This is a genomic window from Streptomyces sp. ADI96-02, assembly GCF_003846185.1.
Lineage (GTDB): Bacteria > Actinomycetota > Actinomycetes > Streptomycetales > Streptomycetaceae > Streptomyces.
On record NZ_ML123034.1, the window covers coordinates 1,926,938 to 1,939,276 of the forward strand.

The 12,339-nt window shown below is 70.3% G+C and carries 11 protein-coding genes; 6 read left to right on the forward strand and 5 right to left on the reverse strand.

What is annotated here, in order from left to right; all coding sequences use genetic code 11:
- Positions 1 to 1,390 (forward strand): RHS repeat-associated core domain-containing protein (locus tag EES43_RS08480; protein WP_164493137.1); only part of this gene is annotated, 1,390 nt, incomplete at its 5' end.
- Positions 1,391 to 1,685: 295 nt separating this feature from the next.
- Here the strand turns inward: EES43_RS08480 and EES43_RS08485 are convergent.
- Positions 1,686 to 3,068: a glycine--tRNA ligase gene (locus tag EES43_RS08485; protein ID WP_124268157.1), complete on the reverse strand. Its 1,383-nt coding sequence runs from the start codon at positions 3,066 to 3,068 to the stop codon at positions 1,686 to 1,688.
- 242 nt (positions 3,069 to 3,310) lie between these two features.
- Here EES43_RS08485 and EES43_RS08490 point away from each other — a divergent pair, with 242 nt between their 5' ends.
- The 4 genes from EES43_RS08490 to EES43_RS08505 all read left to right on the forward strand — a co-directional run bounded on the left by EES43_RS08490 (position 3,311) and on the right by EES43_RS08505 (position 6,539).
- A complete protein-coding gene (locus EES43_RS08490) occupies positions 3,311 to 4,324 on the forward strand; it encodes a metal ABC transporter substrate-binding protein (protein WP_124268158.1) in 1,014 nt (337 codons plus the stop codon).
- A 30-nt stretch (positions 4,325 to 4,354) separates the two neighbouring features.
- Positions 4,355 to 5,140: a metal ABC transporter ATP-binding protein gene (locus EES43_RS08495; protein WP_124268159.1), complete on the forward strand. Its 786-nt coding sequence runs from the start codon at positions 4,355 to 4,357 to the stop codon at positions 5,138 to 5,140.
- Entirely contained in the window at positions 5,140 to 6,039 is a 900-nt protein-coding gene (locus EES43_RS08500) for a metal ABC transporter permease (RefSeq protein WP_124268160.1), read from the forward strand. Before EES43_RS08495 ends, EES43_RS08500 begins: the two co-directional genes overlap by 1 nt.
- Before the next feature lie 65 nt (positions 6,040 to 6,104).
- The gene (locus tag EES43_RS08505; RefSeq protein ID WP_124268161.1) at positions 6,105 to 6,539 is read left to right on the forward strand and encodes a Fur family transcriptional regulator; all 435 of its coding nucleotides are present in this window, start codon (positions 6,105 to 6,107) and stop codon (positions 6,537 to 6,539) included.
- A gap of 74 nt (positions 6,540 to 6,613) precedes the next feature.
- On the opposite strand, the gene EES43_RS08510 is transcribed toward EES43_RS08505, so the two are convergent.
- The 4 genes from EES43_RS08510 to leuA all read right to left on the reverse strand — a co-directional run bounded on the left by EES43_RS08510 (position 6,614) and on the right by leuA (position 10,966).
- Positions 6,614 to 7,429 carry an isoprenyl transferase gene (locus EES43_RS08510; protein ID WP_124268162.1) on the reverse strand — a complete coding sequence of 272 codons (816 nt, stop codon included), beginning with the start codon at positions 7,427 to 7,429 and terminating at the stop codon, positions 6,614 to 6,616.
- Between the two features lie 21 nt (positions 7,430 to 7,450).
- Positions 7,451 to 8,197 carry a DNA repair protein RecO gene (gene recO / locus EES43_RS08515; protein WP_124268163.1) on the reverse strand — a complete coding sequence of 249 codons (747 nt, stop codon included), beginning with the start codon at positions 8,195 to 8,197 and terminating at the stop codon, positions 7,451 to 7,453.
- A 90-nt stretch (positions 8,198 to 8,287) separates the two neighbouring features.
- The gene (locus tag EES43_RS08520; protein WP_124268164.1) at positions 8,288 to 8,986 is read right to left on the reverse strand and encodes a tellurite resistance TerB family protein; all 699 of its coding nucleotides are present in this window, start codon (positions 8,984 to 8,986) and stop codon (positions 8,288 to 8,290) included.
- 204 nt (positions 8,987 to 9,190) lie between these two features.
- Entirely contained in the window at positions 9,191 to 10,966 is a 1,776-nt protein-coding gene (gene leuA / locus EES43_RS08525; protein WP_124268165.1) for a 2-isopropylmalate synthase, read from the reverse strand.
- A 292-nt stretch (positions 10,967 to 11,258) separates the two neighbouring features.
- Here leuA and EES43_RS08530 point away from each other — a divergent pair, with 292 nt between their 5' ends.
- Positions 11,259 to 12,335, forward strand: a complete 1,077-nt coding sequence (locus tag EES43_RS08530; protein WP_124268166.1) for a M4 family metallopeptidase — start codon at positions 11,259 to 11,261, stop codon at positions 12,333 to 12,335.
- Positions 12,336 to 12,339: the final 4 nt, after the last annotated feature.

Genomic DNA, 12,339 nt, shown 5'->3' on the forward strand with positions numbered 1-12,339 from the left:
GGCCGCCGACGGCACCACCCACACCTACAACACAACCGGCCAGCTCACCGAGACCCGCACCCTCGACGGCACCACCGTCACCCACACCTACAACCCCGCCGGGGAACGCACCGGACAGACCACCCGCACCCCCGACGGTACGAAGAACACCCTCACCTACCACCCCGGCACCGAAACCGCCCCCGACGGCACCACAGCCACCTACCTCACCGGCCTCAGCCGCGAAACCCGCACCCTCACCCCCATCAACGGCCAGAATCCCCAGACCGCCTACTACCTCACCAACCGCCGAGGCGACAAAACCCACACCCTCGACACGAACGGCACCGAGACCAGCCGCACCGCCCACACCGACTACGGCCGCCCCCTCACCCCAGCCCAACGCACCGGGACCATCGCCGAGAACCCCTACGGCTACGCCGGCGAGTACACCACCCCCACCGGCCACCAATCCCTCGGCACCCGCTGGTACGACGCCAAGGCCGCCGCCTTCACCACCCCCGACACTCCCACCGCCGGCATGCTCAACCCTTACACCTACGCCACCGGCGACCCCGTCAACCACACCGACCCCACCGGACAACGCCCCGTAGAAGCGTGGAAGTGGTTCGACGAGACCGTCCTCAGCTGGGAGGGCATGCCCTACCTCGACATCGCCCTCGCCGTCGGAGGCATCGCCCTCACCGCCTGGTCCGGCGGAACAGCGGCCCCCCTGGGCATAGCCCTCGCCAAACGGGCGATCGCCACCCGAATCGCCCTCACCGTCGGCACCCTTGCCACCCTCCCCAGCGCCGCCGACCAGATCGCCATGAACGCGTCCTCGGACGGCAAGGGCTTCATGAACAGCACGACCCGCACGGCCTTCGACGTCGCCGGTCTCGTCGGAGGAATCACCGACGTCGGCATCGGAATCGCCTACAAAGCAAGGCAATTGCACAGGGCGAGGTCGTATCTGACGGAGGCGGATTTGCTGACGCCGGTCTTCAGCAAGAAGAATTACCCCCGGGCCCAGAAAGCCATGCATGATTCAGGCATCACGAACGAGCAATTCCTCAAGTTCCGCGACCCTTTCTCGGACGCCACACCCCCCAAGTTGGGCCAGCCGCGCCACCAGTCGATCAGCGACCCTGTCCAACTGCGGAGGACGCAAGAGGCCGAAATGATCCGGAATAACGCCAAGCATCTACTCAAAAGCGCATCCGGTAAATTGCGGGATCAACTCAAGTCGATCGACAACATGGCCAAGGAAATCAAGTTCGACGCAATTTCGTCGGCAGTAGTGGAGCAGTTCCAGGCGCCGAATGTCGCACGCACCAAAGCGACGTCAGGAAGGGCTGTGAAAAGCATATTGGACGTCCATTGGGTGGACAATGTCGCCGTGGTCGGATAGATCTCAGGCCGAGGGCATGGCGTGCAGATGACGGAGCGCGCTGATTCCCGGCCCCCGGAGCGGGCCGCAAGGCCGCTGTTAGCCTCCCCGCCGGCTCGCGTCCGGTCGCCGTTACCCACACACACGCACCAACTGCCCGTACCGCACGACGATGTCGGCCTTCACGACCACAACCTGGTCGTGAAGGCCGACGTCACGTGGCCGCCGAACGAGTCAGCGGCGTCCTGCACCCGGGACCGGGGGCCTCACGCGCGCTGTCAGGCGTCAGCGGCCCGGTCGTGGGCAGCCGAGTCCGTCAGCAGCCGAGCAGGCGGGCGCCGAGGTACGCCTGGATCTGGTCCAGCGAGACGCGCTCCTGCTTCATGGTGTCGCGCTCGCGCACGGTCACCGCGTTGTCGTCGAGGGTGTCGAAGTCGACGGTGACGCAGAACGGGGTGCCGATCTCGTCCTGGCGGCGGTAGCGGCGGCCGATCGCGCCCGCGTCGTCGAACTCGATGTTCCAGTTCTTGCGCAGGTCGCTCGCCAGGCCCTTGGCCTTCGGCGAGAGCTGCGGGTTGCGCGACAGCGGCAGGACGGCGACCTTGACCGGGGCCAGGCGCGGGTCGAGGCGCATCACGGTGCGCTTCTCCATGACGCCCTTGGCGTTGGGCGCCTCGTCCTCGATGTAGGCGTCCAGCAGGAACGCCAGCATCGCGCGGCCGACACCGGCCGCGGGCTCGATGACGTACGGCGTCCAGCGCTCGCCGGCCTCCTGGTCGAAGTACGACAGGTCGGTGCCCGACGCCTTGGAGTGCGCCTTGAGGTCGTAGTCGGTGCGGTTGGCGACGCCCTCCAGCTCACCCCACTCGCTGCCGCCGAAGCGGAAGCGGTACTCGATGTCGGCGGTGCGCTTGGAGTAGTGGGACAGCTTCTCCTGCGGGTGCTCGAACCAGCGCATGTTCTCCTCGCGCATGCCGAGGTCCGTGTACCAGTTCCAGCGCTGGTCCATCCAGTACTGCTGCCACTCCTCGTCCTCGCCCGGCTTGACGAAGAACTCCATCTCCATCTGCTCGAACTCGCGGGTGCGGAAGATGAAGTTGCCCGGAGTGATCTCGTTCCGGAAGGACTTGCCCATCTGCGCGATGCCGAACGGCGGCTTCTTGCGGGAAGTCTGCTGCACCTGGCCGAAGTTGGTGAAGATGCCCTGGGCCGTCTCCGGGCGCAGGTACGCGACCGAGCCGGAGTCCTGGGTCGGGCCGAGGTGGGTCGAGAGCAGACCCGAGAACTGCTTGGGCTCGGTGAAGGTGCCCTTGTTGCCGCAGTTGGGGCAGTTGAGGTCGGCGAGGCCGCCCACCGGGGGCTTGCCGTGCTTCTCCTCGTACGCCTCCTCCAGGTGGTCGGCGCGGTAGCGCTTGTGGCAGGAGGTGCACTCGGTGAGCGGGTCCGAGAAGGTGGCCACGTGGCCGGAGGCGACCCAGACGTCGGGGGCCAGGATGACCGACGAGTCGAGACCGACCACGTCCTCGCGCGAGGTGACCATGTAGCGCCACCACTGGCGCTTCAGGTTCTCCTTCATCTCCACGCCCAGCGGCCCGTAGTCCCAGGCGGACTTCTGGCCGCCGTAGATCTCACTGCAGGGGTAGACGAAGCCACGGCGCTTGCTCAGGCTGACGATGGTGTCGATCTTGTCGGCGGCCACGGTGCTCTCTTCATTACGACGGCGAAATAGGACAACGGCTGGCCCGGAGCGCCTCTGCGGGGGGTGGTGTTCGGGAGACGGGCGGGCGAATGCTTCAGATTACCGGCGCGCGCACCCCTCGGATCAAATCGGCGAGTGGCCGGACGGCCCGCGGGCCGTCGCACCGTGTCCTCTCCGTGACCTTCCGGGCATCTCATCAGCCTTGTTGACAATCGTTTCCAGGTTTGTTGAAAATGACTGTCATGAACGTACGCCGCCTCATACCCGCCACCGCCGTCGCCGGAGCAGCCGTCCTCGGCCTCACCGCGCTCTCGGGCTGCTCCGCCTCCGACGCCGCGGACGGGAGCGACGGCGGCAGGTTGAAGGTGACGGCGTCGTTCTACCCGATGCAGTTCCTCGCCGAGCGGATCGGCGGCGAGCACGTCGCGGTCACCGGCCTCACCAAGCCCGGCGTCGAACCGCACGACCTGGAGCTCTCCCCCCGCCAGATCGGTTCCATCAGCGACTCGGACTACGTGCTGTACCTCAAGGGCGTCCAGCCCGCCGTGGACGACGCCATCGGGCAGTCCGGCGTACGGAACACCCTCGACGCGGCGACGCTCACCACTCTGGAGAAGCACGGCGCCGAGGTCTCCGGCGACGGGGACGGGCACGGGCCCGAAGGCCACGAGGGCGGAAGCGGGGACGGGCAGGCCCATGAGGAGGGCGACGGGCACGACCACGGCGAGGAGGGCGGCGGCGACCCGCACATCTGGCTGGACCCGGTGAAGTACGCCGAGGTCGCCGAGGGCGTCGGCGCGTCCCTCCAGAAGGCCGACCCGGACCACGCAGCCGACTACGCCGCCAACACCAAGGCCCTGGTCGCGGAGCTGGACGGGCTGGACACGGCGTACGAGAGCGGGCTGAAGTCCACCGCCACCCGGACCTTCGTCACCACCCACTCCGCCTTCGGCTACCTCGCCGAGCGCTACGGGCTCACCCAGCAGGGCATCGCGGGCATCGACCCCGAGGCCGAGCCGAGCCCGGCCCGCATCCAGGAGATCCACACCGTCGCCGCCAAGGAGAAGGCCACCACCGTCTTCTTCGAGACGCTCGCCAGCGACCGGACGGCGAAGACCCTCGCGCAGGACACCGGGCTGGAAACCGACGTCCTGGACCCGCTGGAGGGCATCACCGACAGGTCCCGCGGCGCCGACTACATCGAGGTCATGGAGTCCAACCTCGCCGCGCTCAAGAAGGCGCTCGGCGCGAAGTGACCCCCACCACCACCCGGATCGGAGGCGCTCATGCCACGGCGTGAGAGCAGCAGCACCAGCGAACCCGTGGTCGCCGTGCGCGGCGCCACGGCCGCCCTCGGCGCACGCCCCGTGCTGCGCGGGGTGGACCTCACCGTGCACCGCGGCGAGGTCGTCGCCCTGCTCGGCGCCAACGGCTCCGGCAAGTCCACCGCCGTACGCTCCGCCATCGGCCAGGTCCCGCTGACCGGCGGCACGGTCGAGCTGTTCGGCACCGAGCTGCGCAGCTTCCGCCGGTGGGCCCGGGTCGGCTACGTGCCGCAGCGCACCACCGCCGCGGGCGGCGTACCGGCGACCGTCCGCGAGGTCGTCGCCTCCGGCCGGCTCTCCCGCACGAAGCTGCGGTGGCCCGGCCGGGCGGACCGGGCGGCCGTGGACCGGGCGATCGGGCTGGTCGGGCTCGCCGACCGGGCGAAGGACTCCGTGAGCGCGCTGTCGGGAGGCCAGCACCAGCGGGTGCTGATCGCCCGCGCGCTGGCCGCCGAGCCGGAACTGCTGATCATGGACGAGCCGATGGCCGGGGTCGACCTGGCCAGCCAGGAGATCCTGGCCTCGACCCTGCGCGAGCAGGTCGCCGCCGGAACCTCCGTGCTGCTCGTGCTGCACGAGCTCGGCCCGCTGGAGCCCCTGATCGACCGGGCCGTGGTGCTGCGCGACGGCTGCGTCACGCACGACGGCCCGCCGCCCGAGGCGCTCGGCCAGCACGCCCTGCCCGGCCACGACCACGTACACCCCCACGCGGCCTCCGAGCCCGCCCGGACGGGACTGCTGACCTGATGATGCTGGAATTCCTGAACCCGCCCTTCATGCAGCGGGCGCTCGTCGCGGCCGTCCTGGTCGGCATCACCGCGCCCGCCATCGGCATCTACCTGGTGCAGCGCCGGCAGGCCCTGATGGGCGACGGCATCGGCCACATCGCGATGACCGGCGTCGGCCTCGGCTTTCTGCTCTCCACCAGCCCGGTCTGGATGGCCACCGCCGTCGCCGTGGCCGGGGCGGTCGTGATGGAGCTGATCCGCTGGTACGGGCACACGCGCGGCGACCTCGCGCTCGCCATGCTCTTCTACGGCGGCATGGCGGGCGGCGTCATGCTGATCAACCTGTCCGACACCGGTTCCAACGCGAACCTGACCTCGTACCTGTTCGGCTCGCTGTCCACGGTCTCCGAGTCCGACGTCACCGCGATCTGCGTCCTGGCCGCGTTCGTGGTGCTGGTCGCCGTGGGGCTGCGCCGGCAGTTGTTCGCGGTCAGCCAGGACGAGGAGTTCGCCCGGGTGACCGGGCTGCCGGTGCGGATGCTGAACCTGCTGATCGCGGTGACGGCGGCCGTCACGGTGACCGTCGCGATGCGGGTCGTCGGGCTGCTGCTGGTCAGCGCGCTGATGGTGGTGCCGGTCGCGGCGGCCCAGCAGATCACCAAGTCCTTCAAGGTCACCTTCGTGCTGTCCGTGGTGATCGGCACGGCCGTGACCCTGACCGGCACCGTGACCTCGTACTACCAGGACGTTCCGCCGGGCGCCACGATCGTGCTGCTGGCCATCGCGGTCTTCGTCGCGCTGACCCTGCTCGCCGCCCCGCTCGCGAAGCGCCGGGCGCGGGCGGGCGAAGCCGCGGGCGATGCGTGCACCCTGGAGGTGCCGGCCGCCCGCCGGGGCGCGGACGACGTGCGCGTCTGAGTGCGCCGCCCGGCCGGGCTGGCACAATGGCCCGACAGATGTACGGGCGACACGAGGAGGCAGCTGTGGCCACGGCGCCGATCAGTGGCACGAACGCAGCGCCGGTACGCGGCCGGTCCACCCGGCAGCGGGCGGCCGTCGCGGCGGCGCTCGACGAGGTGGACGAGTTCCGCAGCGCGCAGGAGCTGCACGACGTCCTCAAGCACCGGGGCGACTCCGTGGGCCTGACCACCGTCTACCGGACGCTCCAGTCCCTCGCGGACGCCGGCGAGGTGGACGTGCTGCGCACCACCGAGGGCGAGGCCGTCTACCGCCGCTGCTCCAGCGGCGAGCACCACCACCACCTGGTCTGCCGGCACTGCGGCAAGGCGGTGGAGGTCGAGGGCCCGGCCGTCGAGCAGTGGGCCGAGACGATCGCCTCCCAGCACGGCTACGTGAACGTCGCGCACACGGTGGAGATCTTCGGGACCTGCGCGGAGTGCGCCGACGCCAAGGCGTGAAGCCCACGCCGAGGCGCTGGACGGGACGGCGTGAAGGGGCGGTCCGGTACGCGTACCGGACCGCCCCTTCCGCGTCACTTCGCGGCTTCGGCCTCCTCCGCACCGCCGAAGCGGCGGTCGCGCCGGGCGAACTCCAGACAGGCCCGCCACAGGTCCCGGCGGTCGAAATCCGGCCACAGGACGTCCTGGAAGACCATCTCCGCGTACGCGCTCTGCCAGATCAGGAAGTTCGACGTGCGCTGCTCGCCGCTGGGCCGCACGAAGAGGTCCACGTCCGGCATGTCCGGGTAGTAGGTGTACTTCTGGAACGTCTTCTCGCTGATCCTGGACGGGTCGAGCCTCCCGGCGGCGACGTCCTCCGCCATGCGCCGCGCGGCGTCCGCGATCTCGGCACGGCCGCCGTAGTTGACGCAGAAGTACAGCGTCATCGCGTCGTTGCCCTTGGTCTGCTCCTGGGCGACCTGGAGCTCCTGGACGACGGACTTCCACAGCTTGGGCATCCGGCCCACCCACTGGATGCGGATGCCCAGCTCGTCCATCTCGTCGCGGCGGCGGCGGATCACGTCGCGGTTGAAGTTCATCAGGAACTTCACCTCGTCCGGCGAGCGCTTCCAGTTCTCCGTGGAGAAGGCGTACAGCGAGAGGTTCTTGACGCCCATCTCGATACAGCCCTTGACGACGTCCATGACGACGCTCTCGCCGACCTTGTGGCCCTCGGTCCGGGGCAGGCCCCGCTCCTTGGCCCAGCGGCCGTTCCCGTCCATCACGACGGCGACGTGCTCGGGCACCAGCTCGCGGGGGATCTTCGGGGGCGTCGCGCCCGAGGGGTGCGGCTCGGGGGTCTTGTACGTGCGCCGGTTGTGGCCGCCGAGGATCCCGCGTACTGCCATGAGGTTCTCAGTCTCCCTGTGTCACTTCTCTACGTACCGCAGCGAGCGCAGTCCGCGCTCCAGATGCCAGTGCAGATAGGCGGACACCAGCCCGCTGCCCTCCCTGACATGACGCGCCTCGCAGGCGTCCGCCGTCGCCCAGTCGCCGCTGAGCAGCGCGCTCAGCAGTCCCAGGGCCTGTGCCGAGGGTACGACGCTGCCGGGGACCCGGCAGTCACCGCATATGGAGCCCCCGGCCGCGACGGAGAAGAACCGGTTCGGACCGGGCATTCCGCACTTCGCGCAGTCCTCGAAGCTGGGCGCGTAGCCGTTCACCGCGAGCGAGCGCAGCAGGAACGCGTCGAGGATCAGGTGCGGCGCGTGCTCGCCCCGGGCCAGGGTGCGCAGTCCGCCGACGAGCAGCAGGTACTGCTGGACGGCCGGCTCGCCCTCGTGGTCGGTGAAGCGCTCGGCGGTCTCCAGCATCGCGGTGCCGGCCGTGTAGCGGGCGTAGTCGGAGACGATCCCGCCGCCGTACGGAGCGATCGTCTCGCTCTGCGTGCACAGCGGCAGCCCGCGGCCGATCAGCTCGCTGCCGCGCGCGAAGAACTGGACGTCGACGTGGGAGAAGGGCTCCAGGCGGGCGCCGAACTTCGACTTGGTGCGGCGCACACCGCGCGCGACGGCGCGCACCCGGCCGTGGCCGCGGGTCAGGATCGTGATGATCCGGTCGGCCTCGCCCAGTTTCTGCGTACGCAGCACGACGCCGTCGTCCCGGAACAAGCTCATGCGCCCATTGTCGCCCACGGGCGGCGGGGCTCGCGGGGGCCGGTACGGGCTCTCGGGGGCTCGCGGGCGCGCAGAGGGCCGGGGGGAGGCTCAGGAAGGCGTGCGGGCGGCTGCGGCGAGCAGGCGGGCGGTGTCGTCGGCGGGCAGCCGCAGGGCGCCGCCGACCGTCTCCAGGACCTCGCGCTCGGCGGGGCAGTAGGGGCCGTCGGCGAGGGCGATCCTGGCGCCCTGGAGCAGGACCGACTCGCGGCCCGCGACGGCCAGGTGCGGGGCGAGCGGGGTCAGCACCTCGTGCAGCTCCATGGCGAGGGCCGGACCGCACGCTTCGGCGGCGGGGCCGGAGCCGTGCCCGGCGTCGGCGGCCAGCACCTCCGCGACGGTGTGCAGCTGCTCCTGGGTGCAGTCGTCGAGCCCGGCGTCGCGCACGGTGGCCACGGCGGTGTCCAGGACCGTGCGGGAGGCGGTGCCGCCGGCGGCGAGGACGGCCAGGGCGACCGTGTGCACGGCCTCGCGGAGCATCGTCGAGAAGCGGGTGGTGGTGGGGTGGTCCAGGGTGTCGGTGGCGTAGTGGGCCCGGCAGGCCGCGCACTCCACGACGGGCCCGGCGTCGCCCCGGCGGGCCAGCGGCACGCCGAGCACGGTGAGACGGCGGCGGCCGGCGAGGCGGCGGTAGTTGCGGTCGCCCCCGCAGCCGGGGCAGAAGAACGCGCCGTCGCCGACGGCCTCCCAGACGGTGCGGACGCCGCAGAGAACCGGCCTCAGAGCGCGTTGTCCCCTGACTGGTCGCACGTCGCACACCTCCGTAACGCTCCGGCAACACTGCCGTGTGTTGGACGTGATGTTAGCCACATGCGGGAGGGGCCGTCAGTATCCCGGACGTCACAACCCCGGGATATGGCCGAACCCCGACCACCCTGGCGGGCGGTCGGGGTTCACGACTGCGCTCGTACGGGACGAAAGCGGACGTCCGTGCGGAGAGCCGGGCCGAGCGGGTCAGCGGGCCGCGCGATTGACCGCGGAGACGACCGCCTTGAGCGAGGCGCGCGTCGTGTTGCCGTCGATGCCGATGCCCCACAGGACCTTGCCGTCGATCGCGCACTCGATGTAGGAGGCGGCCTGGGCGCTGGCGCCCTCGCTCATCGTGTGCTCGGTGTAGTCCAGCAGCCGGGCGTCGATGCCGATGGCCTGGAGCGCTTCGAAGAACGCGGAGATCGGGCCGTTGCCCGTACCGGTCAGCACGGTGTCCGCGCCGTCCACGGTGGCCTCGACGGTCAGCGTGTCCCGGCCCTCGGTGTCGGTGGTGGTCTGGCCGGAGCGGATCTGCACGCGTCCCCAGGCGTTCTCGGGGTTGGGCAGGTACTCGTCCTGGAAGGCCGTCCAGATCTGCGCCGGGGTGACCTCGCCGCCCTCGGTGTCGGTCTTGGCCTGAATGATCCGGGAGAACTCGATCTGCATCCGGCGCGGCAGGTCCAGCTTGTGGTCGTTCTTCAGGACGTAGGCGACACCGCCCTTGCCGGACTGCGAGTTGACCCGGATGACGGCCTCGTAGGAGCGGCCGACGTCCTTCGGGTCGATCGGCAGGTAGGGCACGGCCCACTCGATGTCGTCGACGCTCCGGCCCTGGGCGCGGGCGTCCGCCTCCAGGGCGTCGAAGCCCTTCTTGATGGCGTCCTGGTGGGAGCCGGAGAAGGAGGTGTAGACCAGGTCGCCCGCGTAGGGGTGGCGCGGGTGGATCTCCATCTGGTTGCAGTACTCGCTGGTGCGGCGGATCTCGTCGATCTGCGAGAAGTCGATCTGCGGGTCCACGCCCTGGGAGAAGAGGTTCATCCCCAGCGTGACCAGGTCGACGTTGCCGGTGCGCTCGCCCTGGCCGAACAGACAGCCCTCGATGCGGTCGGCTCCGGCCATGAGGGCCAGCTCGGCGGCGGCGACGGCGGTGCCGCGGTCGTTGTGCGGGTGGACCGAGAGGCAGACGAACTCGCGGCGGGTCAGGTTGCGCGACATCCACTCGAAGCGGTCCGCGTGGGTGGAGGGCGTGGAGCGCTCGACCGTGGCGGGCAGGTTCAGGATGATCTCGCGGCCCTCCTCGGGCTGCCAGACGTCGCAGACCGCCTCGCAGACCTCCAGGGCGAAGTCCAGCTCGGTGTCGGTGAAGATCTCCGGGCTGTACTGGTAGCCGAAGACCGTCTCGGGGCCCAGGATCTTCTCGGCGTACTCCATGACCAGCCGGGTGCCGTCCACCGCGATCTGCTTGACCTGCTCCCGGGAGCCGCGGAAGACCACGCGGCGGAAGGTGGGGGCGGTGGCGTTGTAGAGGTGGACGGTCGCGCGGTGCGCGCCGACCAGCGACTCCACGGTCCGCTCGATCAGCTCCTCGCGGGCCTGCGTCAGGACGGAGATGGTCACGTCCTCGGGGATCGCGCCCTCCTCGATGATGGAGCGGACGAACGCGAAGTCCGTCTCGCCGGAGGAGGGGAAGCCGACCTCGATCTCCTTGTAGCCCATCTTCACCAGCAGGTCGAACATCTCGCGCTTGCGGGCCGGCGACATCGGGTCGATCAGCGCCTGGTTGCCGTCGCGCAGGTCCGTGGAGAGCCACCGCGGCGCGGCGGTCACGCGGTTGTCGGGCCAGGTGCGGTCGGGGATGTCCACCGCCTCGTAGCGGCCGTACTTGTGGACCGGCATCCCGGAGGGCTTCTGGAGCCGCGTGGCGTTGGTGACGGGCGTGGGGCGGCCGACAGCGTTACCGGCGGGATTCACGGTGGTCATGACGTAGGGCTCCTCGGGTCCAGCACGGGGGACGGCCGACGATGTCGCTGCAGCACCAGACTCCGCGGGGAGGGGGTCGGCCTACGACTACAGGCCCTCACCGCGGCAGCTAAGGAGAAGCAGCCCGAAACGCATGATGGAGCGAGCGTAACGGAGGCCCGCCCGGGATGTCGGCCCGTATCAGTATGCGGGATCGGAGATCAGTGACGGGTAAACGGTGACTCATCACTCCATTTCGTCAATCATCGTCGCAACCGGTGACAACTCCATGACGGAGTGCCACAGTTTCTCCATGCAGCCTCGAACCGACGACGGCCACCATCCCGTCTTCTGCACCATCGTCCCGCCCCACCTCCTCGACAGACTGGCGCAGTCCGACGACGCGCGGCTGGCCGATCCGGCCCGCCGCACGCTGGCCGCCGACGACCTGCGCCGCACCCGCCGCCGGATGACGGCCCTGGCCGCCGCCCCCTCGGCCCCCAGCTCGGGCGCCGTCCCCAGCAAGCCCCACCGCACCCTGTACGACTGCCGGGGCCGTACGGAACTGCCCGGCCGCAAGGTGCGCGGCGAGGGCGAGAAGGCCACCGCCGACGCCAGCGTGAACCGCGCCTACGCCGGGCTCGGCGCCACCTTCGAGCTGCTGCTCTCCGCGTACGGGCGCAGCTCCATCGACGGCAAGGGCCTGCCGCTCATCGGCTCCGTGCACTACGGCAAGGAGTACAACAACGCGTTCTTCGACGGCGAGCAGATGGTCTTCGGGGACGGCGACGGGGAGATCTTCCTCGACTTCACCGTCGCCGTCGACGTGATCGCCCACGAGCTGGCGCACGGTCTGACGCAGTACACCGCCAACCTGCGCTACGAGGGCCAGTCGGGCGCGCTCAACGAGTCCGTCTCGGACGTCTTCGGCTCGCTCGTCAAGCAGTACTCGCTGGGCCAGAGCGCGGAGCAGGCGGACTGGCTGATCGGGGCCGGGCTGCTCGCGCCCCGGGTGAGCGGGGTCGCCCTGCGCTCGATGAAGGCCCCGGGCACCGCGTACGACGACGACGTCCTCGGCAAGGACCCGCAGCCGGGCTCGATGGAGCAGTACGTCGACACCGAGGACGACAACGGCGGGGTGCACCTCAACTCCGGCATCCCCAACCGGGCCTTCTACCTGCTGGCCACCGCGCTCGGCGGCAACTCCTGGGAGCGGGCCGGACAGATCTGGTTCGACGTGCTGACCGGCGGCGAGCTGACGGCGAACGCGGACTTCGCGGAGTTCGCCCGGCTGACGGTGGCCGCCGCGGGCGACCGCTTCGGCGAGGGCGACGAGCGGGAGGCCGTCCTGAAGGCGTGGTCGGAGGTGGGAGTGTCGACGCGGGCCTGAAGCC

What these genes read in the sequence shown, in the direction of transcription:
- EES43_RS08490 (WP_124268158.1), top strand. Translation starts at nt 3,311, where the DNA reads ATGAACGTACGCCGCCTCATACCCGCCACCGCCGTCGCCGGAGCAGCC.
- EES43_RS08495 (WP_124268159.1), top strand. Translation starts at nt 4,355, where the DNA reads ATGCCACGGCGTGAGAGCAGCAGCACCAGCGAACCCGTGGTCGCCGTG.
- EES43_RS08500 (WP_124268160.1), top strand. Translation starts at nt 5,140, where the DNA reads ATGATGCTGGAATTCCTGAACCCGCCCTTCATGCAGCGGGCGCTCGTC.
- EES43_RS08510 (WP_124268162.1), bottom strand. Translation starts at nt 7,429, where the DNA reads ATGGCAGTACGCGGGATCCTCGGCGGCCACAACCGGCGCACGTACAAG.
- recO (WP_124268163.1), bottom strand. Translation starts at nt 8,197, where the DNA reads ATGAGCTTGTTCCGGGACGACGGCGTCGTGCTGCGTACGCAGAAACTG.
- leuA (WP_124268165.1), bottom strand. Translation starts at nt 10,966, where the DNA reads ATGACCACCGTGAATCCCGCCGGTAACGCTGTCGGCCGCCCCACGCCC.
- EES43_RS08530 (WP_124268166.1), top strand. Translation starts at nt 11,259, where the DNA reads ATGCAGCCTCGAACCGACGACGGCCACCATCCCGTCTTCTGCACCATC.